The organism is Bacillus sp. CZDM1, from assembly GCF_055502545.1.
In genome coordinates this window covers 440,725-463,324 of sequence record NZ_JBUESO010000003.1, presented here as the reverse complement: position 1 = coordinate 463,324, position 22,600 = coordinate 440,725, and the positions used below count along the sequence as shown (strand labels likewise).

At 38.7% G+C, this 22,600-nt stretch carries 24 protein-coding genes and 1 tRNA gene; 6 read left to right on the top strand and 19 right to left on the bottom strand.

What is annotated here, in order from left to right; all coding sequences use genetic code 11:
• Positions 1–4: 4 nt before the first annotated feature.
• The 4 genes from ACY3XC_RS09925 to ACY3XC_RS09910 all read right to left on the bottom strand — a co-directional run bounded on the left by ACY3XC_RS09925 (position 5) and on the right by ACY3XC_RS09910 (position 4,596).
• A complete protein-coding gene (locus ACY3XC_RS09925; protein ID WP_464868448.1) occupies positions 5–871 on the bottom strand; it encodes an ABC transporter permease subunit in 867 nt (288 codons plus the stop codon).
• Between the two features lie 57 nt (positions 872–928).
• A complete protein-coding gene (gsiC, locus tag ACY3XC_RS09920; protein ID WP_464868368.1) occupies positions 929–1,849 on the bottom strand; it encodes a glutathione ABC transporter permease GsiC in 921 nt (306 codons plus the stop codon).
• Between the two features lie 77 nt (positions 1,850–1,926).
• Positions 1,927–3,546: a glutathione ABC transporter substrate-binding protein gene (locus ACY3XC_RS09915; RefSeq protein WP_464868367.1), complete on the bottom strand. Its 1,620-nt coding sequence runs from the start codon at positions 3,544–3,546 to the stop codon at positions 1,927–1,929.
• A 39-nt stretch (positions 3,547–3,585) separates the two neighbouring features.
• Positions 3,586–4,596 carry an asparaginase gene (locus tag ACY3XC_RS09910; RefSeq protein ID WP_464868366.1) on the bottom strand — a complete coding sequence of 337 codons (1,011 nt, stop codon included), beginning with the start codon at positions 4,594–4,596 and terminating at the stop codon, positions 3,586–3,588.
• A 145-nt stretch (positions 4,597–4,741) separates the two neighbouring features.
• Between ACY3XC_RS09910 and ACY3XC_RS09905 the strand changes: the two genes are divergently transcribed.
• Positions 4,742–5,560, top strand: coding sequence for a M55 family metallopeptidase (locus tag ACY3XC_RS09905; protein ID WP_464868365.1), 819 nt, complete (start codon positions 4,742–4,744; stop codon positions 5,558–5,560).
• A gap of 438 nt (positions 5,561–5,998) precedes the next feature.
• Here ACY3XC_RS09905 and ACY3XC_RS09900 read toward each other — a convergent pair.
• Positions 5,999–6,095: transfer RNA gene (locus tag ACY3XC_RS09900), tRNA-Sec, on the bottom strand.
• Positions 6,096–6,313: 218 nt separating this feature from the next.
• Here ACY3XC_RS09900 and ACY3XC_RS09895 point away from each other — a divergent pair.
• Together ACY3XC_RS09895 and ACY3XC_RS09890 are read left to right on the top strand one after the other, a co-directional pair.
• Positions 6,314–6,742, top strand: a complete 429-nt coding sequence (locus tag ACY3XC_RS09895) for a DUF2621 domain-containing protein (RefSeq protein ID WP_179157505.1) — start codon at positions 6,314–6,316, stop codon at positions 6,740–6,742.
• An 80-nt stretch (positions 6,743–6,822) separates the two neighbouring features.
• Positions 6,823–7,305, top strand: coding sequence for a hypothetical protein (locus ACY3XC_RS09890; protein WP_464868364.1), 483 nt, complete (start codon positions 6,823–6,825; stop codon positions 7,303–7,305).
• A 60-nt stretch (positions 7,306–7,365) separates the two neighbouring features.
• Here ACY3XC_RS09890 and ACY3XC_RS09885 read toward each other — a convergent pair whose 3' ends face one another.
• Together ACY3XC_RS09885 and ACY3XC_RS09880 are read right to left on the bottom strand one after the other, a co-directional pair.
• Complete coding sequence (locus tag ACY3XC_RS09885) at positions 7,366–7,833, bottom strand: CcdC family protein (RefSeq protein ID WP_179157504.1); 468 nt, start codon at positions 7,831–7,833, stop codon at positions 7,366–7,368.
• 66 nt (positions 7,834–7,899) lie between these two features.
• Entirely contained in the window at positions 7,900–8,607 is a 708-nt protein-coding gene (locus tag ACY3XC_RS09880) for a cytochrome c biogenesis CcdA family protein (RefSeq protein WP_095251695.1), read from the bottom strand.
• A 273-nt stretch (positions 8,608–8,880) separates the two neighbouring features.
• Here ACY3XC_RS09880 and ACY3XC_RS09875 point away from each other — a divergent pair, with 273 nt between their 5' ends.
• The gene (locus tag ACY3XC_RS09875) at positions 8,881–9,060 is read left to right on the top strand and encodes an aspartyl-phosphate phosphatase Spo0E family protein (RefSeq protein ID WP_179157503.1); all 180 of its coding nucleotides are present in this window, start codon (positions 8,881–8,883) and stop codon (positions 9,058–9,060) included.
• A 42-nt stretch (positions 9,061–9,102) separates the two neighbouring features.
• On the opposite strand, the gene ACY3XC_RS09870 is transcribed toward ACY3XC_RS09875, so the two are convergent.
• From ACY3XC_RS09870 to yneA, 9 genes are all read right to left on the bottom strand, one after another.
• The gene (locus tag ACY3XC_RS09870) at positions 9,103–10,896 is read right to left on the bottom strand and encodes an ABC transporter ATP-binding protein (RefSeq protein ID WP_464868447.1); all 1,794 of its coding nucleotides are present in this window, start codon (positions 10,894–10,896) and stop codon (positions 9,103–9,105) included.
• A 1-nt stretch (position 10,897) separates the two neighbouring features.
• Positions 10,898–12,649, bottom strand: coding sequence for an ABC transporter transmembrane domain-containing protein (locus ACY3XC_RS09865; RefSeq protein ID WP_464868363.1), 1,752 nt, complete (start codon positions 12,647–12,649; stop codon positions 10,898–10,900).
• A gap of 164 nt (positions 12,650–12,813) precedes the next feature.
• On the bottom strand, positions 12,814–13,278 hold the full coding sequence (locus ACY3XC_RS09860) for a hypothetical protein (protein ID WP_464868362.1): 465 nt from the start codon (positions 13,276–13,278) through the stop codon (positions 12,814–12,816).
• 177 nt (positions 13,279–13,455) lie between these two features.
• A complete protein-coding gene (locus tag ACY3XC_RS09855; protein ID WP_095251700.1) occupies positions 13,456–13,677 on the bottom strand; it encodes a YneF family protein in 222 nt (73 codons plus the stop codon).
• Positions 13,678–13,754: 77 nt separating this feature from the next.
• The gene (gene sirA / locus ACY3XC_RS09850) at positions 13,755–14,195 is read right to left on the bottom strand and encodes a sporulation inhibitor of replication protein SirA (protein WP_464868361.1); all 441 of its coding nucleotides are present in this window, start codon (positions 14,193–14,195) and stop codon (positions 13,755–13,757) included.
• A gap of 254 nt (positions 14,196–14,449) precedes the next feature.
• Positions 14,450–16,453: a transketolase gene (tkt, locus tag ACY3XC_RS09845; protein WP_464868360.1), complete on the bottom strand. Its 2,004-nt coding sequence runs from the start codon at positions 16,451–16,453 to the stop codon at positions 14,450–14,452.
• A gap of 180 nt (positions 16,454–16,633) precedes the next feature.
• Entirely contained in the window at positions 16,634–16,864 is a 231-nt protein-coding gene (locus tag ACY3XC_RS09840) for a DUF896 domain-containing protein (RefSeq protein ID WP_464868359.1), read from the bottom strand.
• A 132-nt stretch (positions 16,865–16,996) separates the two neighbouring features.
• Complete coding sequence (locus ACY3XC_RS09835; RefSeq protein ID WP_464868446.1) at positions 16,997–17,653, bottom strand: YneB family resolvase-like protein; 657 nt, start codon at positions 17,651–17,653, stop codon at positions 16,997–16,999.
• Positions 17,654–17,662: 9 nt separating this feature from the next.
• Entirely contained in the window at positions 17,663–17,986 is a 324-nt protein-coding gene (gene yneA / locus ACY3XC_RS09830) for a cell division suppressor protein YneA (RefSeq protein WP_464868358.1), read from the bottom strand.
• Positions 17,987–18,143: 157 nt separating this feature from the next.
• Between yneA and lexA the strand changes: the two genes are divergently transcribed.
• Both lexA and ACY3XC_RS09820 read left to right on the top strand, forming a co-directional pair.
• Positions 18,144–18,767 carry a transcriptional repressor LexA gene (lexA, locus tag ACY3XC_RS09825; protein WP_179157496.1) on the top strand — a complete coding sequence of 208 codons (624 nt, stop codon included), beginning with the start codon at positions 18,144–18,146 and terminating at the stop codon, positions 18,765–18,767.
• 170 nt (positions 18,768–18,937) lie between these two features.
• On the top strand, positions 18,938–19,222 hold the full coding sequence (locus ACY3XC_RS09820) for a DUF4257 domain-containing protein (RefSeq protein ID WP_179157495.1): 285 nt from the start codon (positions 18,938–18,940) through the stop codon (positions 19,220–19,222).
• Between the two features lie 90 nt (positions 19,223–19,312).
• Here the strand turns inward: ACY3XC_RS09820 and glnA are convergent, their stop codons facing one another.
• The 3 genes from glnA to ACY3XC_RS09805 all read right to left on the bottom strand — a co-directional run bounded on the left by glnA (position 19,313) and on the right by ACY3XC_RS09805 (position 22,597).
• On the bottom strand, positions 19,313–20,647 hold the full coding sequence (gene glnA / locus ACY3XC_RS09815; RefSeq protein WP_464868357.1) for a type I glutamate--ammonia ligase: 1,335 nt from the start codon (positions 20,645–20,647) through the stop codon (positions 19,313–19,315).
• 133 nt (positions 20,648–20,780) lie between these two features.
• On the bottom strand, positions 20,781–21,182 hold the full coding sequence (locus tag ACY3XC_RS09810) for a MerR family transcriptional regulator (RefSeq protein WP_464868356.1): 402 nt from the start codon (positions 21,180–21,182) through the stop codon (positions 20,781–20,783).
• Positions 21,183–21,325: 143 nt separating this feature from the next.
• The gene (locus ACY3XC_RS09805; RefSeq protein WP_464868355.1) at positions 21,326–22,597 is read right to left on the bottom strand and encodes a methionine gamma-lyase family protein; all 1,272 of its coding nucleotides are present in this window, start codon (positions 22,595–22,597) and stop codon (positions 21,326–21,328) included.
• Positions 22,598–22,600: the final 3 nt, after the last annotated feature.

Below are 22,600 nucleotides of genomic sequence, written 5' to 3'. Positions count from 1 at the left end.
TCTATTAATCTTTTATCTTCGGATCGAGGGCATCCCGCAAACCGTCACCCAGCAGATTGAAGGCAAGTACAGTAATGAAAATGGCGAGTCCAGGAAAGATGGTGACATGCGGAGCTGTATTCAAAAAGTCCCGGCCGGAGCTGAGCATCGCCCCCCACTCGGGTGAAGGAGGCTGGGCACCCAATCCTAGAAAGCTAAGGCTTGCCGCCGTTAAAATTGAAGTTCCAATCCGCATCGTAAAATAAACAATGATGCTAGACACCGTTCCGGGAAAAATATGCTTCCAAATGATACGTCGAGGAGCTGCTCCAATGGACTGTGCTGCTTCAACAAACACGGTAGCTTTGATTGAGAGGGTGCTGCTTCGTACAATTCGTGCAAAAATCGGAATACTAAAAATCGCTACGGCAATAATCACATTTCCCAGTCCCGGCCCTAAAATTGCAATAATGCCAATCGCTAACAGAATTCCCGGGAAGGCGAATAATACATCACAAAATCGCATGATGAGGCTGTCTATCCATTTTCCATAGTAACCGCTGATAAGACCAAGTATGGTTCCGGCAATAGCACCTACTAAAACGGAAGTTAAGCCAACAAAGAGGGAAATCCTCGTTCCTTCGAGAATCCTGCTGAAAATATCTCTGCCGAAAGCATCCGTACCTGCCAAGTGTTCCATCGAGGGGGGACTTAAAATATTATCGTAGTCCGGTTCTATTGAAGAATAAGGAGCAATAGCTGGACCTATAAGGGCAATTAGAAACAATAAAACAATAACCCCCCCTGCAACCATGGCCAAACGCTGTTTTTTAAACTTCCTGCAAAACTCCAAAAACGGGGTGCGTACCTTATCTACATCCCGCTGCGGCACTTGTTCATTTTGTTGAATAACTACACCGCTATTTGCCAATTTCCATTCCCCCTTTCACTACTTATAACGAATTTGCGGATTCATAACCCCATACAGGATATCCACAAGTAAATTTATCAAAATGAATTCTAAAGCAAAGAGTAACATTTCTGCCTGGATCAATGGGTAGTCGCGGAATGATACAGAATCAATCAGTAACCGTCCCAATCCAGGCCAACTAAATACCGTCTCTACCACGATGGATCCTCCTAATAGAAATCCAAACTGCAATCCTGTCATGGTAATGACGGGAATCATTGCGTTTTTTAAGGCGTGTCTCCACACCACTACATTCTCCTTCAAACCTTTGGCTCTTCCCGTTCGAATATAGTCTTCCTTTAAAATTTCCATCAAGGAAGAACGCGCAAAGCGAGCAATGACGGCAGCTACTCCAGCTCCTAAGGTGATGGACGGCAATATATACGATTTCCAAGTATCACTGCCACCTGTTGGGAACCAGCCCAGCTTAACGGAAAATAGTTGTATTAGCATTAAACCCAGCCAAAAGGACGGTAAAGAAATACCTGATACAGCACCAAACATACCCGCGTAATCCTGCCATTTATTCCGTTTTGTTGCCGAGATAACGCCAATTAAAAGCCCGAAAACGACTGCCCAGGCCATACTCCAAACCGTCAGCCAAAAAGTTGGCATAAATCTTTCGGCAATCTCATCATATACAGGTCTTTTGGTTTTCATCGATATGCCCAAATCACCTTGTAATAGATTGCCTATGTAAGTGAAATACTGCGTCGTGAGCGGTTTATCCAGACCAAGCTGTTGACGGACAAGCTCTACATCCTTTTGACCTGCATCCGGACCAGCTACAAGCCGTGCAGGGTCCCCGGGAATCATATGGACAAACATGAAAATAAAAATAGAAACAATTAATAGAATAGGAACGATGCCCAATAAACGCTTTAAGATATAACGAAACATATCCACCCTCCTTATCCTGCCTGTATTCAAGATAGGGCGATCACTAACAAATTAATTAGCGACCGCCCACTATTTCCCTACTTTTTTATTTCTGCTTCTTTCGCACTCAGAGAACCGTCAGGCAGTAAGTAAATGCCTTCCAGGTAATTCTTTTTCCCTGCGATTGTGTCTTCGACAATCAGAGGTGCCCAAGGTGCATCGTCCCAAATCATTTTCTGAACGTCAGCGTAAGCTGCTTGGCGTTTTTCTGGATCTGCTGTTTGTAAAGCAGCGTTAATTAACTGATCTGCCTTTTCATTTTGGTAATAGCCAACATTATAGGATTTTGGTGGGATTGAATCTCCGGCAAGTAACGGACGAATTCCCCAATCTGCATCCCCCGTGGATGAAGACCAGCCACCATAGTAAAGCTCGACTCCGGCATCTTTCGCATCCTGAACGGACCAAATTTTTTCCGAAAGTGTACCTGCTTCCATAGGAACTACTTCTACTTTAATGCCAACTTGCCCCAATTGCTGTTGTAAAAATTCCATTGCCTTCATCGCATCTGAGTTGTTTGCACCCCATATGGTAGTTGTAAAACCTTTTTCATAGCCTGCTTCTTTCAACAGTTTCTTTGCCTTTTCCAGATCATATTGGTATGTTTTTTGTTTAGAATAGAACTGGAGTCCGGCCGGAATGATTGAATCCATTTCGCTTCCAAATCCACGGTACACAACCTTTAGGAACGCTTCTTTATTAATCGCATAGTTTATTGCTTGACGTACTTTAACATCATTGAAAGGTTTCTTTGTCGCGTTCATGGTCATATAACGTGCTACAATAGAAGGTTTATTTTCTACGATTATACCGTCTTTTCCATTGATGGCTTCCACCTGTTCGGTAGGAACCGGATAAATAAAATCGGCTTCCCCTGTTTGTAACATCGCTACGCGCGCTCCGTTTTCCGGTACAGGCTTAAACTTGATGCTATCTACCTTCGGCAAATCCTTTTCCCAGTAGTCCGGGTTCTTTTCAACAGTCAAATGGTCGCTTGGATCCCACTCTACAAATTTGAACGGGCCAGTTCCAACAGGATGCGTGGATACCTCTTTCCCATATTCCTTCAAAGCCTCGGGACTAATGATTCTTGCCGCAGGATGGGCAAAGTTATTCAGCATGGCTCCAAACGGTTCCTTTAACGTGACTCTAAAGGTGTACTCATCTACAGCCTCTGTTTTGTCAACTAGTGAAAACATGCTGTGTCTTTTTAATTTATTATCTGGATTAGCTACGCGGTCGATGTTTACCTTCACTGCTTCCGCATTAAATGGGGTACCATCGTGGAACTTGATTCCCTGCTTCAATTTGAAGGTAAATACTTTTGCATCATCGCTAGCTTCATAGCTTTCCGCCAAAACAGGAACCATCTTCATATCTTTGTCGAACCCAACCAAGCCTTCGTACATCGTAGCTTGGACAGAACCGGACAACGTATCGTTCGTGTCCTGCGGATCCATGCTTACGAGGTTATCTTTGATGGCAATCGTAAGGCTGTTTCCGTCTTTTTTGGCAAGCGGTTGTTCTTCTTGCTTTGTCTCTGTTTTCGCTTTCTGGCTCTTTTCCGACGAACCAGACTGACTGGAGCAGCCTGCAAGCGCAAGGCTTATGGCCATGAATCCAGTAAGAACGGCGGTCAGGTATTTTCTTTTTACCATTTTATTTCCCCCTTGATCATTTTTATATACAAAAGTGTCTTAGCACTTGTGTAACGAAAAGGATGGTACCATTTCACCCACATTTTCTTGGCGGGCATTCTTAAGAACAGGGCGGTAATGATGCATAACTTTGTTGAGCTGCTCTTCATTGATGAAATTAAGTTGTCTCAAGGTCTCTAGAGCGACAGGATAGGCTGCTCGACCATTTCCGTCCTCTATCTTGATTGCGATGCCGATTCCCGTTTCCCTATCCCCGATCAGGTAGACACCTTCTGCTCCTGCTTTGCCAAATAAACGGCCTTTAGTCGCATTCATAAAGTCGGTACAGAAACGGCCAGTTCCACCTACCATCTCGGGATAATTCATCATGGCAGTTGTTATTCGATTCGCAGCCTTGGCTCTTTCTTCTCCCATGGAATCAGGGCGGGCCATTCTAGCAAAGGCATAGGCAAACCGCTCTAACGGCAGGGCATGCACTGGAACTCCACAGCCATCTGTTCCCATTTGAATTTTATCAATTGGATATTCCGCCACTTCTGAAATCGTTTTCAAAATTCTTTGTTGAACCGGATGGCTGGGCAGATAGTAATCTACAAGCGTTTCTCCCATGTGTTTAGCTGTCACCAGCATGCCTGTATGCTTACCAGAGCAATTGCTATATAAAGAGGTGAGATCCTTACCCTCTGCCATCAATTTCTTATATGTATCCTGCGAATGTGGAATATGGGTTCCACATTGTAAAGCTGTGTCTTCAATTCCTGCTCGTCCAAGAATAGCCAGTACTCGATCAGTATGCTGGGCCTCTCCACTGTGTGAAGCGCAACATAACGAAATGTCTGATTCAGACAGCTCATAGAAGTCTGCAGCCCCTGTTTCCACAACCGGAATTGTTTGTAAAGGCTTCACAGAAGACCGAGCATAGGTTAACCGATTAGGATCCCCAAGCGAATATAACAATTTACCTTCCAAATTAACGACAGCTATGTGTCCGAAATGGGAGCTTTCTACCCTTCCACCACGATATACATCTACTAGTTTTGATGGAAACAAAACTTTGCACCTCTTTTCTGTTTTTTCAGAATCTTTCGTTAATCATATTATATAATTTAACCTATTTCAACCTATTTTTTTAAAAGGAAAATGCAATAGTGATATAGAATAATTAATAAATAGGTTTTAATAGGGGGTAATAAGTGTGAAAATTTTTATTTCTGCGGACATTGAGGGAGTAGCTGGAGTGGTTCATCGTGAGCATACCGCACGGGATGGGCGGGAACACGATCGGGCTAGAATGCTGATGACTCAAGAGGTAAATGCATGTATTGAAGGCGCCATGTCAGTGGGAGCTACGGAAATTGTTGTGAATGATTCCCATGGAACGATGCGTAATCTGATCCCCGAAGCGATGCACCCTGATGCAGAGTATATCACTGGTTCCCCGAAGACACTTGCGATGATGGAAGGGATTAGTCCGGAGTTCGATGCAGCTTTATTTGTAGGCTATCACTCCAGGATGGGAAACGACGGTATTTTGAATCATACTTTTCATGGAGGAGTTATTCGAAATATAAAAATCAATAACCTTGATATGGGTGAAATTGCGCTGAATGCAGGAATTGCCGGGGTATTCCGAGTGCCAGTTGCCCTTGTTACGGGATGTCAGTACGCAGTCGAAGAAGCAACGGATTTCATTCAAGGAATTAAAACAGCTGTTGTTAAACACACCATTAATCGGCAAACGGCCAAAAATTTAAGCCCACAGAAAGCGCAATGCCTGATCAAAGAAAAAACAATTGAAGCCCTTTCGAGTCTTCATAATATTCATCCTATCAAAATGGATGGCCCCTTCCAGGTCGAAGTCACTTATCTACACCCAGGCTTGGCCGATGCCGCCGGAATTCTGCCAATTGTCGCAAGAGTGAACTCAACAACCCACTCCTTCGAAACAGATGACTTCCTCACTGCATTCCGGTATATTCGTAGTCTGATAGCCATTGCGGGAGCACTAAACTAATAAGGTAGACCATGGGGACGGTTCTCGTGGGTGACAATCGGAGGTTTTAAGCGTAAAAAAACACAACTAGCTGATGAGCTGGTTGTTCTTCATTAGTCATATCTTCACAAGAAAACATTTTAGATAATCAAAGTGGATATAGTATTCTGATAAGGTCCTAGGTGCAAGTGTGCTTCAGTTTTCTTAAAAGTCATGAACTTATCAAACATCTCCCAATGTTAGTTCATCTAAGTCCTTTTTTGAACTCTTTTCACTGCATTGCCCACCCTTATACTAACGGATTGTCTTTAGCATAAAAATAGCCCCCTATAAATTTTTATAGGCGACTAAAAGTAATTGTTATGTACAGTCTCGTTTAACAGCTGCAACAGTCTAACATGAAAATACCATTTAGACTGGTGAGGAGACAAATTATTAACAACGATAAATGGTCAATTTTGGCGGGACTGCGTGGGAATCGAACCCACCAGACCTGGCACGCAGGTCTCAAGCAGTTTTGAAGACTGTGGAGGACACCAGTACCCCATTCAGCCCCAGAATTATTATTGTAAAAAAGATAACTACCATTTGTAATCATAATACAATGGAATATAGTAATAATCAATAGAGTTGGGGATTTTGTCATTTTTTCGACAACTTTTGCAACCGCCTTAAGGATGGCTTCTTCCTTGATAAAAAAGGCGAAGACTTGTCTTTTCACCACTTAAAAGACTATAATAGGTAGATGAAAATAGTATTTTGAAGGTGAAAACTATGCAACTAACAGGTTGGTTCTTATGGTTTATATTAATATGGATTTTTGCATTTGCAGGTTTAATGGCGATTGGCGGATTTTTTATGTTTCGGAAATTTCTCAAGAAAATGCCGAAAGAAGATGGCAAATCCGTGATGGACTGGGAAGAACACTATGTTAATCAGACTCGTCATTTATGGGGCGAGGAAGAAAAACAACTTCTAGAAGATTTAGTTAGCCCTGTTCCTGAGCTTTTCCGTGATGTCGCTAGACATAAAATCGCAGGAAAGATTGGCGAACTTGCGCTTAATGAGAAGGTATCAAGAATAACGGAAGAACTTGTCATCCGCGGTTACATTCAAGCAACGCCGAAAAGGGATCATAAGTTTTTACGTAAAAAGCTATTTGAAAATAGAATTGATGTAGCTCCTTATGAGCATTTATTCTAAACCGACCAATTTTTGGCGGTTTTTTTTTATAATTTTGGATATTTTAAAAAAGAGTCAAATCGTAGGTTGGGGTGAAACAAATGGCAAAACGTATGGCAACAAAAAGGCACAAGATATTTAATCTATTGTTAATATTGATTCCGTGGATGTCATTATTATTTATAGGAAAGCGTGATTTTAAACGGTATTCTTTTTCAGGAGTTTTTATTGTTATTTTTGAAATCATTAATCATCTATATGGACACAAGCGGAATTGGTGGAAGTTTTATGACAAGCGAAAATCCTTCATGAGGGATGAGCTTCCTTTTAGTGTAGGCCCTTATATGCCACTATCGATGTGGCTGCTTAAACTTTCATATGGAAACTTTAAGAAATTTGTGTTATTGAACGTGATTTCTGATGGCGCCTTTGCTTTCCTTATCATAGATATCCTTAAAAAGCTTAAAATCATCAGTCTAGGTCGATTAAATCATGTTCAGTTTTTCATTTACTTACACTATAAAGCGTATATTTTATATGGTGTACAGTATTTGTTTGATAAAATTAGAAGATATCGATATTAAAAGAAATGCTCAGAGTACTTTGTACCCTGAGCGTTTTTCAATACCATGACAGTATTAGTGTTAGCTACGAAGTTGTTTGTATAGCTTTTTATAATCGAGATACATCGCTACCCGCCATGGTACAATCATACTAAAAGCAACCAAGAAGAACATACCGCTTAGCTCTCCAAAATCAATCGTTGTACTTAAAATCGATTTTAAAGCTAACCTCACAACTAATAGTCCAACTAAAATGTACATAAATGCTTTGGATCGTTTTAGATAGATTTCGTTCTCGCGAATCTCAAATTTAGAGGTTTTAATTAACAGGATGGAAAAAAGCATCCCTACAATTACTACCTCAACTATTTCCAGAGGAGTTAATCTAAATTGAGGTACTACATACATTAATGCCCCGCTCGACATAAAGACTGGCGGCAGGATAATTTTCTTTACATTTGTAGGCTTCTTAGCGGCCTTCATGCGGACGAATAAAGCAAAAATCCCCATAAAAACCGCACCGATTGAAGAAACAACAACAAAGTTCATAGGTTTCAACCCCTAATTCCTTAAAATAAAGCTCTAAATTCATATTTTACTATATCCTTCTAATGTTTAGAAGCCTGTAAAACCACCAAACATACCGGAGAAAATCGTAATAATTTTTGTCATCCAGTCAAAGAAAAGTACGATACCCATGACAATCATAAGATAACCACCGATTTTAACAATCTTTCCACTGTTTTTGCGAATCCATTTCATACGGCCAACAAAGAAAGATAGGATTAGGAACGGTATCGCAAATCCAAGTGAATATGCAACCATGTAGAGTACACCAGAACCTGGATTTGTCGCGGCAAGGGCGATTACCGCCGAAAGAATCGGACCCGTACAAGGAGTCCAGCCAGCCGCAAAGGCCATCCCAATAAGTGCTGAACCAAAAAAGCCTGATGGTCTATTTTTAAATTCTAATTTCCGATCCTTCATCAAAAACTCAGGTTTAAATACACCGACAATAATTAGTCCAAAAAGAACGATAAATATTCCGCCTAACTGACGAATGAGATCTTTGTACTCAAGGAAAAAGCTTCCAACAAAAGAAGTACCAAAACCAATTGCGATAAAAATAGCCGAAAATCCTAAAAGGAAAAAGATTGTATGTAGAAGACTTCGTTTTTGAAGCATGGCATTTTCAGTTTTTAACTCTCCTACAGACATCCCAGTGATATAGGAAAGAAATGCAGGGTAAAGCGGTAAACAGCATGGTGAAATAAAACTTAGGAAACCGGCACCTAAAGCTAAAAATATATTTACATCCGTCATATTAACACTCCCACTATAGTCGATACCTTATCATTTTATCAAACATTTCCACTAAATGATAATGGTTAACATGAATATTTTGTGTCTCTAAGAGTCAAATATCATTTCCTTCAAAAACCTTCCTATGTTTCTACCATTTCCCTGTATTAGATGGATATTTTCTTACAAATATCTTGGATTTATTCCCAACTTAGGTTATACTAGTAAAACATTGGTAGAGAATAACTATCAATGTTTTCTATTATTGGAGTTTCTCCGGAAAGGACCACGGCAATGATCAAACAAGATCTAATTGTATTGATTGAGAAAAAGCGTGCTGAATTAATTCAAGTCGCGGTCACAAACGGCCTGACTTCCTCCATCGCTATTCGCTATAGTCAAGAATTAGACCATCTTTTAAATGAATATAATCGAAAATATATAAAGAAAACTCGCCAAGTGGCGAGTCTCTAATGTAAAAATCCTGGCTAATAACCAGGATTTTTCTTTTTGTCCTTAATGCATGATATCCTCTAAACGTTCCAAAGCCCCATTTTGCAGCAGGAACATTTTATGGTAAAGTCCGCCTAGTGCCAATAACTCTTGATGTGTGCCTCTTTCAACAATTTCTCCTTGATGTAAAACGAGTATTAAGTTCGCGTCTTGTATCGTAGATAACCGGTGGGCAATAGCAATTGTCGTACGCCCCTTTCTCATTTTGGAAAGAGCTGTTTGAATTGCTTCCTCCGTTTCGGTATCAATATTTGCCGTGGCCTCATCGAGGACGAGAATCTTTGGATTAGCGGCAATGGTCCTTGCAAACGCAATTAATTGACGCTGCCCGCTAGAAAACGTAGATCCTCTCTCCACTACTTTATGATGATAGGAATCTTCCAGCTTTTCAATAAAGGTATGCGCTTGAACAAATTGAGCTGCTGCCTCTACTTGTTCATCTGTTAAATGATGATTATGAAGCGTAATATTATCTCTTACACTTCCGTAAAATAAAAACGGATCTTGAAGGACAAGCCCCATTTTTTCACGTAATTCATCCTTGGAAAAATGACGGATGGACTGACCATCAATTAAGATATCGCCCTTTTCGTATTCATAGAATCTCATTAATAGATTGATAATCGAACTTTTCCCACTTCCTGTATGACCAACGAGTGCTACGGTTTCTCCAGGATTTGCTGTAAAGGATATATTTTTCAAAACATCCCGCTTGCCATCATAGGAAAAGGTTAAATTCTTAAATTCAATTCTTCCTTTTTCAATCGATAGATTACTTTCATTATTTTGTCCAGGTGCCAATTCCTGCTTATCCAAGATTCTAAAGACACGTGCTCCAGCAACAATTGCTTGCTGGTACAACGATAACCTCATCATCATATTATTTACTGGTTCAAAGAAACGCTCCAGATAATTAACAAAAGCATATAACACACCGATTTCTACTGGACTGTCCAATGATGTAATACCAAAATAATTTAAGACAATGATTAATCCTAGAATAAAAATTAAATCAACTGCAGGACGCAGCAATAATCCATCTATCTTAATGTTCTTCATTCCCGCATCATAGTGTTTATCATTGATGTCTTCGAACTCTTTGCGAAGTCTTTTTTCCTGGCGAAATACTTGAATAATACTCATACCCTGCAGGGATTCACTAAGTTTAGCATTTAATTGGCTGAGTCTTTCACGCATTTCCAAATAAAAACGGGAACTAAATTTCCGATATAAACTCATGACGAGAAGTATTAATGGAATAAATATAAGACAGAATAGCGCCAGCTTTACATCCAGGATAAACATTGTAATGAAAATTCCGGTTAGTAAAAATCCGCTTTGGATAAAAGTCGAAAGGACAGTAACAAACATATCTTTAATGGCCTCGGTATCGTTAGTCACCCTTGAAACAATACTTCCCGCCGGCGTTTGATCAAAATACTTAAGACCTAGTGACTGTACCTTTGAAAAAATATCAATTCGAAGCTGTTGAATAATCTTAAGAGCAATCTCCTGAAATTTTACTAATTGAAAAAACAACAAGAGGGATTTTACAATTTGAATTCCTAGATAGCTTGCCCCTAGGATAACCAGTGGCTGTAAAACCAAATTTCCTGGTGTTAGGTAATCATCAATAAAGATTTTTACTAGAATCGGAGATGCTAACTCTCCTAGTGTTGTTAACACTAACAGGCTGAATGCTAGGATTAATTCCTTTTTATGTGGTTTAGTATAGGAAAGCAGGCGATATAAAACTCTTTTTTGTTCTTTTTCAGTCAGCTGTGCTGTTTCTTCCATTTTAATGTCCTCCATGTTCAACCAACTCCTCTAGCTGCTGACGTACATACATTTCCTTATACCAGCCATGTGCTGCCATTAATTCTTCATGTGTCCCTCTTTCAATGACCTCGCCATTATCAAGCACAAGAATTAAGTTTGCGTGCTGGATCGCACTCAAGCGGTGAGAGGTAATAATCGTTGTTTTCCCTTCTCGATTCTTTCTTAATGCCGAAAGAATCGCCTCCTCGGTCTTTGCATCGACGGCAGAGAGGGAATCATCTAACAATAACACTTCTGGATTCATCAACAGCGCACGTGCAATACTAATCCTCTGTTTTTGACCGCCAGATAAGGATACTCCCCTTTCGCCCACAACCGTTTGATAGCCTTCTGTAAATTGAAGAATATCATCATGAATACTGGCCAGCTTTGCTGCATCAAAGATATCTTCTTTCGGTGCATGAGGGTTCGTGAAGGCAATATTTTCAGCGACACTCGCAGAGAACAAGAAATGGTCTTGTGGAACATAGCCAATCACTTCACGTAGTTTTTCCAATTTATATTCTTGAAGTGTATGACCGCCGAAGGTAATTCCCCCTTCATAGTCCTCAAATTCACGAATAAGCAGCTTTAACAGTGTTGTTTTACCAGCACCCGTTTTCCCGACAATCCCTAGTGTCTCTCCTCTATTAAGAGTGAAGCTAATATTCCTTAACATTGGTACTTTTTCACCTGGGAAAGTGAATTTCTCAATATTATAGTGGATATCGCCGCTAGGAACGATCTCTAATGCATCACTTCGATCTGTAATATCAGATTCTTCACGAAGCAGTGCGGCCACACGGTCATACGAAGCACGACCTCGTTCAACGATATTAAATAACCAGCCAAATGCCAACATTGGCCATATTAAAAGTCCTAAATAGGTGGTAAAGGCAATCAATTCGCCAATCGTTAACTCCCCAGCCAATACGTATTTGGAACCAAAGGTGATGGCTAAGAAAAAAGAAATAGCTACAATAATTGAAATCGTTGGATCATATAATGAATCTATTTTTGCTACCACGATGTTTTTTTCGACTACATCCTGTGATTGCTTACTAAAATCCTCTATGTCTTCCTTTTCCTGACCAAAAGTTTTAATGACCTTAATCCCAGAAATACTTTCCTGTGTTTTATCATTCAAATCTGAGAAGGCTTCTTGTGCCTTGTGGAAGGTTCGATGCAGCATCGTACCAAACCAGCTTGTAAGAATAGCCATAAAAGGCATTGGGATTAAACATATCAAGGTTAATTTCCAGCTAATCGTAAATGCCATGGCCAGAATCACAAATCCACCTGTTGAAAGAGAATCAACCAATGTTAGGACTCCTGCCCCAGCCGTTTGTTGTATGGCTTGCAGGTCATTTGTCGCATGCGCCATTAAATCGCCAATCCTTCGTTTCTGATAAAACGATGGCGACATATTTGTAAAGTGTTGATATAATCGATTTCTTAGCTGTTTGCTAAGCTTAACCGCCGAACCAAAAATCATAATTCTCCAAAAATATCTCAAGACATACATACCGAGTCCTGCCCCGACTAATACCGCCATCCATTCAAGGAGTATACCTTTCGTCATCGTTCCGTTATTAATATGGTCAGCAATGACCCCAATGACCTTTGGCGGCACAAGTTGCAGCAGTGCTACAAACAATAAGATAACGGTTCCAAATATGTAAGCTTTTTTCTCTTGTTTAAAAAACCAGCCTAAATCTAAAAATACTTTCATAATCGTTCCCCCGAAAAATGATTCAACTTTTTCTTTTTATTATTTTAAAAAATCTTTTACTCACCCGAAGATTTATTTTACCAAATATTATAAAAATAATAAAGATTTAGACACCCAGTCTCTGTATGAAAAAAGCACTCATTTTTATGAGTGCTTTTCCTAAATTATTCTGCTTCTTTTTCTAACTCTGCCAATTTCTCCTCGGCAGCTGTTCTTAATTCATCTACTTGAACCTTAATGTTATCTGGTACAAACTTCACTCTGTTTAAATAATTTTTGATAACCTTATGATCAGTTAAAATAGCATTGGGGTCATTTGGGTCGTATGTCTTTGTTTGAATTTCATTGTTTTTAATGAAAGCAGATGCAAGGTAGTAGAAATCTTTCTGCGATTCACTCTTTAATGAACCTGTTTCTTTTACTACCGCCTCGTAATCTTTAGCAAGGATCAATTCCGCGAATTTCTCATCCTCAGCAGTCAGCTCTCTAGTGTTTGTGTTTTCTTTTGCAGCGTTTGTACCTTCTTCTGTTTGATTCTCTTCAGGAGTAGCTGCTTCTTCTTTTTCTTGCGTTCCACATGCCGTTAAAGCTAGAAGTAGAATTAAAATAAGTGATAAAACTTTTTTCATGTAGTATGGCTCCTTCATTCTGTTGTTACTTGCTTAGCGTAACTAGTATGAACCTTATTATTCCTTTTTTCAATAGAACAACTAAATATAACACTTTTCGAAAAATTCCTACTTTCAAATAAAAAAAACCACTTCTTTTGATAATTTTCAAAAATAAGTGGTTTTTTGACTTTTTATTTATTTGCCTTGCTGTTTATTCATAGCAGACATCATTTGGTTGATCTTCTTTTGAGAAGGCTTCATACCCATTTGCATCATCATCATTTTTAACATTTGTTCATTAATTGGCGGATTTTTCTTTAAGTAGCTCATCATGTATTTACGAGCAATGAAAAATCCTAGAGCTACACCAGCTACTAATGCTAGTACAACAACTAGAATCCATAAACCTGTACCCATTAAACTTCCTCCTTCATGTTGTCTATCATACAGTGTACTAAATAAAACGGGAATATACAATATTCTCTTGTAAAAGATTAGACATATTTTCTTTCTTTAATAGGCTTTAACCAACCAAACCGCTGATGATCAAGATCTAAAGCCATAAAGGAAGATTCACATTTTCTAAGCACTTCAAAGAAAATCGTTTCGGCTTCATAACTGCCGGAAGCCTCAATTGTAATTAAATCTTGGAAGACCCTTAATTTCGCTGTACTTAGTTTTCCACTTAATTCAATGGAGTATGTACCATGTTCAGCCAGAAACCCTTTCTTTTTTCCAAGTTGTTTTTGAATTAACTGATGTAATTTCAAAACCTCTAATGACTTTGTTATATAAGAAATCTGCTTATTAGTTATAAATTTCAGTTCACCGTCTGCTTTATGATGTTCCTTAAAAAGCTGAAAAAACATACGCTCTCTTCCGAAGTAATGGGCGGCAAATTCATCTTCTATTAGATAAAGCTGATAATTCCTCACAACGATCTCTCCTTCGTTGAATACCCTTTCTATCAATTATAATGAATCACTATCAAAACATTTGTCTTATACCGGCAAAAAATATCACTATTATTGTCGAATCCATAAGATTCTTACAAATTTTATTATATCCAACTAATAATTGGAATGTCTCGAATATTTCAAATCATTCATCTAATGTTCATATATATATATAGTAGAAAAGCAAAAAAAGAGAACGACATGACGTCGCTCTCTTTGAAATCATCTATTTATTATTGAAGAAGTGCTTTAACACGTGCAACCACATTACTTACACTAAAGCCGTATTCTTCCATAATTTTCTCTCCAGGTGCAGAAGCCCCAAATGTATCAATGGCTAGGACGTCTCCTTCATCACCAGTGTATTTGTGCCAGCCAAATGAAGAACCAACTTCAATTCCAAGACGTTTTTTCACATTCTTTGGAAGAACGGAGTTTTTGTATTCCTGTGATTGTTGTTCAAAGCGATCCCATGATGGCATGCTTACAACAGAAACATGAATACCTTCACCAGCTAATGCTTTTTGTGCTTCAACCGCTAAACTTACCTCTGAACCAGTTGCAAGTAAAAGTGCATCTGGAGTTTCTCTTTCAGAAGGTGATACAACATAAGCACCTTTTGAAACTCCTTCATATGCATTTTTATCTGTATCCTTAAGTGTTGGTAAATCTTGACGTGTTAACACTAAAGCAGTTGGTTTGTTTGTTGACTCAACCGCAAGCTTCCATGCAGCAGCTGTCTCATTACCGTCTGCTGGACGAATAATAGAAAGACCAGGCATTGCACGCAGTGCAGCAAGTTGTTCAACCGGCTCATGAGTAGGTCCATCTTCTCCAACAGCAATACTGTCATGAGTAAATACATATGTTACTGGCAAGCCCATTAAAGCAGCAAGCCGGATAGCAGGACGTAAGTAGTCAGAGAACACGAAGAATGTTCCGCCAAAAATTTTCACTCCACCATGTAAGGCGATCCCATTCATTGCAGCACCCATTGCAAATTCACGAACGCCAAACCAAATATTTCTAGCATCGTAGTTGCCTGGCGCATAATCTCCGGTACCTTTGATCATGGTTTTATTAGAACCAGCAAGGTCAGCTGAACCACCGATAAAGATTGGTAAGTTTTTCGCAATGCCATTTAGTGCCTCACCTGATGATGCTCGGCTTGCTAGTGCTTTACCTTCGCTGTATACTGGAATATCTTTATCCCAGCCCTCTGGCAATTCATTTTTCAGTACTTTTTCTAATTGACTAGCTAATTCAGGATATTCGTTCTTATATTGTGCAAAGAGGTCGTTCCATTCTTTTTCCTTTTTCACACCATTTTCAACGATTAGGTTTTGGAAGTTTTCGTAAACTTCATTTGGTACGTGGAAATCTTCTTCAAATGTCCATTTATAAGCTTCTTTTGTCAGCTTTAACTCATCTGCTCCAAGCGGTGAACCATGAACACCTGAAGTTCCAGCACGGTTAGGTGAACCATAACCGATAACCGTTCTAACTTCAATCATCGTTGGTCGATCAAGATCAGTTCTAGCTTCTTCTAGCGCTTTAGCAATTTCTTCAAGATTATTTCCGTCTTCTACGCGAACATATTGCCAGCCGTATGAAGTGAAACGATCTTTTACACTTTCAGAGAAGGATTTATTTAAATCACCATCAAGTGAAATATCATTGGAATCGTATAAAACTACTAAACGACCTAGTTTTAAATGTCCAGCAAGCGACGCAGCCTCTGCTGAAACACCCTCCATTAAATCTCCATCCCCACAAATACTATATGTAAAATGGTTTACTAATTCATAATTTTCTTTATTGTAAACACTAGCTGTATGTCGTTCTGCCATCGCCATTCCGACTGCCATTGCAATTCCCTGTCCAAGTGGACCAGTTGTTGCTTCTATCCCATCCGTATGACCATACTCTGGGTGTCCTGGAGTTTTACTTCCCCATTGGCGGAATTGTTTTAAATCATCCATTGATAGCTTATAACCTGACAAATGAAGCATGCTGTATAATAAAGCAGATCCATGCCCTGCAGATAATACAAAACGGTCACGGTTAAACCACTCTGGATTTTTCGGATTATGGTTCATAAAACGTGTCCATAACGCATAGGTCATCGGTGCAGCACCCATTGGCATTCCAGGATGCCCTGAATTTGCTTTTTCAATCATATCAATAGAGAGCGTACGAATAGAGGTTACTGACAAATCATCAATAGTATTAAACATTAATTAAATCACTCCTGATCCACTAGGATAAAAAAATAATAACAACTATTATATTATAGTTCTTATGGTACTAATTCAACAATTAATTTGAGTACTAAACAAATTAAATGACTTTTATTTTCTTATTTTAGCACTCTAGAGGGTGTAATATGTAAAAAGGAAAACAAAATGTTTCCCTAATTAATGAAGATTATATTTTTTTCGAACTTTTATCTTTTCAGGTGTTACGTCATTTCCTTCTGGATCGATGATTTTGGTATTGGTTAATGTATCCAGCATAGAACTGCGGAAAGTGGTCAAATATTCGCTTCTTAATTTTGATTGTTCCTTCGCTTCTGCTTCTGTTAAACCAGTTGCTTTGGCTTTTCTGGCTAATTCATTGATTCTTGCCATTTTTTCTTTCGAGAGCATGAAGAACCCTCCTTTCAAACTTGTCTGTTGATATCCGCTTCGATCATTAGAGTGACAACAATAAGCTTTATCACAGTAATTACTTAAAGACTGATTTTACTAAAAAATAGACCATCTGACAAGGCAAATGGTCTACTGCTCTTCTGAGTCGATAGATTGTTGAGATTCTTGATAGCGTCTGTGAACAGTTGCTTTTGAAATATTGTACCCAAAACCCCTTAAAGTAGCAGCAATCTCCGAAAAAGTTAATTTGTTTTTTCTAAGACGGACTATCTCTTCAATGGGAACTTCTATTTTTTCCCGTCCCGAATTCGATTCGAGATTTTTAAGATTCTTTTCAGGCTTATATCCATGAGCAATAGCTCTTTTCATTCCACGCTTGATTTTGATATTATGAAGCTTACGCTGATATTCTTCAACCATACCCACTATATTTAATACCATGGAATCACTTTCAGATAACTGCAGCTCTCCATTATGAGAGATACTATACAGCTTAACGCCCTCTTTCATTATAAAATGCAGAAGAGCAATCTTCGCATTTCCTCGTCCAAGCCTCGTTTCATCTTGAATTAAAACTGCTTGTACTGTTTTTTCTTTCAACAAATCCAATAGCTGCAGCATTCCATCTCTATCTAGTTCATAACCACTTGCTTGCTCTCTAATAATGGATACCACACTAAAATGATATTGACCCGCTAGCTTTATAAGTTCCTCTTCTTGACGCTTTAATGAGGTTTCCTGGGTATCTTTATTTGTACTTACCCGACAATATATGACAGCATTCACCATCTGCCATTACTCCCCTGCAGCGCTGGCGTATTCAGTTAAAGATCCAGCTTCAAGGTTTACAGGGATTGTGATTTCATCGCCAGGATAAATTCTATCCCCGTCGATATTGTTATGCTGCTTAACCCAGCTGACAAATTCATTATTGGAGTAAGAATGCTGATTCGAATATTGGTTAGAGATTTTCCAAAGTGAATCGCCTTCGGAAACCATAATTGTTACGAACTTCTCTTCCACGTTAGAATTGAAACGTAAGGATAAAATAAAAGCTAATGAACAGCTTAAGATAATTAATAATATTGCATAAGAGTATTTTTCCCATATTTTTTTCATAACAAAACCCCTATTCAGAATATATGTTCGCTTATTTATTTTTATTATAATCCGAACGTTTGTTTGTTGTCAACAATAATTCGAACTTATGTTTGTATAAAAAATACGAACATGCTATAATTAATTTAAATATTAAATAGGGCGAGGTGTATCTATAATGACAAAAATATCTAAGCGCCAGCAGGATATCCTTGATTTTATTAAAGGGGAAGTAAAGAAAAAAGGGTATCCGCCATCCGTAAGAGAAATCGGAGAAGCGGTTGGGCTTGCTTCTAGTTCTACTGTCCATGGTCATTTAGCACGTTTGGAGAGCAAGGGACTGATTAGAAGAGATCCCACAAAACCGAGAGCAATTGAAATACTAGAAGCAGATGAAACTTTGAATATCCCAAGAAACAATGTCGTCAATGTGCCGATTGTCGGTAAAGTAACTGCTGGTCTGCCAATAACCGCCATTGAAAACGTAGAAGAGTATTTTCCACTGCCTGAAAGTCTAGCGCCTGCCGATGAGCAAGTATTTATGCTAGAAATCATGGGTGAGAGTATGATAGAAGCCGGAATTCTTGATGGAGATTACGTGATTGTAAGACAGCAGCAAAATGCGAATAATGGTGATATCGTCGTTGCCATGACAGACGAAGATGAGGCCACTTGTAAGCGATTCTTTAAAGAAAAAGATTTCATTCGTTTACAACCAGAGAACTCAACCATGGATCCGATTATTCTAAGAAATGTTTCAATCCTAGGAAAAGTTATCGGAGTTTACCGTCATATTCATTAATTGAAAAGAGCAGATGTTATAAATCTGCTCTTTTTTATGTTTATTTTTGGTAAATTATACAAAAATGTGTATTTTTACTCATTCTATGTAGTTATCACTATTAGTATAATGGTAATACACCAAGATTTACCTTAGGTCAAAAAATCTGGGCTTAAGGAGTGTGGAAAACAGTGTTGAAGGACATTATTTTCTCAATGGTTATTGGTGGATCAGTAGGAATTATCAGTCATGTACGAAAGCACGGAAAAATCATCATGCCTCGTAAAACAAAGAAGTTTATTTATCTAGGTTTTCTAGAAGAAATACTTCTGTGCTTAGTTGCTTGTCTCCTCGTGGTGATTTACACAACTCCCAATTCATTAGTTGAGAATATTTTAGTATCGGTACTTGTAGGGATTAGCAGCGATATTATTCTAACCAAGTTTAAATTACTAAATGAAAAAAGTGAAAAATAAAAGAAACAAAATAACCCAGTATGGATTATATCCACACTGGGTCTCTTAATTTTCGCTGTGAATTCTTTGTCAATACTGGGTTACTTAATTTTAGTACATGCTCATGTATTGATCGCGTTCCCAAGGATGTACAGTTGTACGGAACATATCCCACTCGATCTCTTTTGCTTCGATAAAGTGTTCGAAGATGTGCTCTCCTAATCCAGATACAATTACTTCATCTGACTTCAATTGATCTAATGCTTGAGCTAGTGTTGCAGGAAGATCGATGATTCCTTCTTCGATTCTTTCCTCTTTGCTCATCACATAGATGTTACGGTCAACTGGAGCTGGAGGAGTCATTTTATTCTTAATACCATCTAAACCAGCTTTTAATAGAACAGCCATTGCTAGATATGGGTTTGCAGCTGGATCAACGCTTCTTACTTCTACACGAGTACTTAAACCGCGGGAAGCAGGAATACGAATTAATGGTGAACGGTTTCTAGCAGACCATGCAACATAGCAAGGTGCTTCATAACCAGGTACTAGACGCTTATAAGAGTTTACAGTTGGATTCGTTACCGCTGTAAAGCTTGGAGCGTGCTTAAGGATACCTGCAATGAATTGACGAGCTGCATCACTCATTTCTAAGTCGCCAGTTGGCTCATAGAATGCATTTTTGCCATTTGTAAATAATGAAAGATTCATGTGCATTCCAGAACCATTTACTCCGTATAATGGTTTTGGCATAAACGTTGCATGTAAACCGTGCTTACGAGCAATCGTTTTTACTACTAATTTGAATGTTTGAATTTGGTCACATGCTGTTAAAGCATCAGCATATTTAAAGTCAATTTCATGTTGCCCTGGTGCTACTTCATGGTGAGAAGCTTCAATTTCAAAGCCCATTTCTTCTAGTTCTAGTACGATATCACGACGGCAGTTTTCTCCTAAATCTGTTGGCGCTAAGTCGAAGTATCCGCCTTGGTCGTTCAACTCTAGTGTTGGCTCACCTTTTTCATCTAATTTAAATAAGAAGAATTCTGGCTCAGGTCCTAAGTTAAAGTCTGTAAATCCAAGCTCTTCCATTTCTCTCAATACTCTTCTTAAGTTATTACGTGGATCACCATCAAATGGATTACCTTCTGCAGTATAAATATCACAAATTAAACGAGCTACTTTTCCTTTTTCAGCTGTCCAAGGGAATACTACCCATGTATTCAAATCTGGATATAAGTACATATCAGATTCCTCAATACGTACAAAACCTTCGATAGAAGACCCGTCAAACATCATTTTATTATCCAAAGCCTTTTCTAATTGGCTAACTGGAATCTCAACGTTTTTAATTGTTCCTAAAATATCAGTGAATTGTAGACGAATAAATTTAACATTTTCTTCTTGTGCCAAACGCTTAATATCTTCTCTTGTAAACTTTGCCATTCTTATTACCCCCAAATAGTTTTTTAATAAAGGCTTTTTTCTGTCAGAAAAGAGCTTGCAAACTTAATTTCAAGCACAATCAAAGTTTGTTCCACGGTAAAATCAGATTTAGGAACAATTACAGAAAATCAACCTAATGGAAAAATCGTGACATATCCCCTTGCCTTAAAGACGAACGATTAAATCTGCCAGCTTGCTGTAATTCATGTCTTAGAAGATTTCGCAGCTGGTCATCCGTCAAATTTTGCTTGGCTTTTTCAGCCTGTTCCTGAAGCACATTCACTTGCTGCTGTTTGACAAGGAAGAGCTGTTTTATACCAGCCATATTCACTCCTTGATCAATTAAATCCTTAATTTCTAATAGACTATCAATATCATTTAAACTAAATAGTCTTCTATTCCCATCAGTTCTTGCTGGAGAAATCAATTGATGCTCTTCATAGTATCGGATTTGTCTAGCTGTTAATTCTGTCAGCTGCATGACCGTTCCGATTGGGAATAGTGGCATTGAGCGGCGTATTTCCTTTCCACTCATTCAATTTCTCCTCTCTTTTTGCTAATTTATATTGTTATTATATTTCGTGTTAGAAAAGATGTCAATCCTATGTTAGATTTTCTAACATGGTTTTTACAAAAAATAAAAGGACAACTTTATGAAGTTATCCTTTGTATAATTCCTTAGTTTAATTCAATCAAATTTTTATCAATCAATGAATCAACAGCAATACAAACCGCCATTTTCACATGAGAGTAGGTTAATCCTCCTTGAACATAGGCTACATAAGGAGGTCGAATCGGTCCATCAGCTGTCAGCTCAATACTTGCACCCTGAATAAATGTTCCAGCTGCCATAATTACATCATCCTCGTAACCCGGCATATAGGCTGGGTACGCAGTTACATGTGAATTAATTGGTGAAGCAAATTGAATGGCTTGGCAGAAAGCAATCATTTTATCCTTATCATCAAATTGAACAGATTGAATTAAATCCGTTCGATTTGAATCCCATTTAGGGGATGAATTCATCCCTAGTTTCTCAAGAAGTGCAGCTGTAAAAACAGCTCCTTTTAACGCTTGTCCCACTACATGCGGCGCCAAAAAGAACCCTTGATACATTTCTTGAAGACTGTATAAGGAAGCTCCCGCCTCTGCTCCAATACCCGGTGAGGTCATTCGATACGAACAGGCTTCAACATATTGTTTTTTCCCGACAATATATCCACCCGTTTTCGCCATTCCTCCACCCGGATTTTTAATCAGCGAGCCTGCCATTAAATCAGCACCTACATGGCAGGGCTCTAATTCTTCGACGAATTCCCCATAACAGTTATCTATAAAAACTACGACATCCTCTTTGATTTCTTTTACAAAAGATATCATCTCTTTGATTTCGGAGACAGTAAATGATGGTCTAGTTGCGTAACCTTTTGAACGCTGTATACCTATCATTTTTGTATTAGGTTTGATTTTTTCAGCTACTAGACCCCAATTTATCGTTCCTTCCTCTGTTAGAGCCACACTATCGTAAGAAATACCAAACTCCTTTAGCGAACCCACTCCATTGCCGCGAATCCCTACAATTTCCTCCAGAGTATCATAAGGTTTTCCAGTCATATAGAGAAGTTCATCCCCAGGACGAAGGATACCAAATAATGCAATGGAAATCGCATGCGTTCCCGAGATAATTTGCGGTCGTACAAGTCCTGCTTCCGCACCAAAAACATCGGCATAAATTAACTCCAATGTATCCCTTCCGATATCATCATATCCATACCCAGTGGATGGCATAAAGTGCGAATCACTCACCCTATGCTTTTGGTAACTTCTCAATACACGAAATTGATTCGTTTCAATTCTTTCGTCTATCTCTTTATGTACGGATGCAATTTGTTGTTCAATATCTTTTACAATTTGTTGAAGCTTTTCCCCATTTTTTAACTGTTGAAACATGCT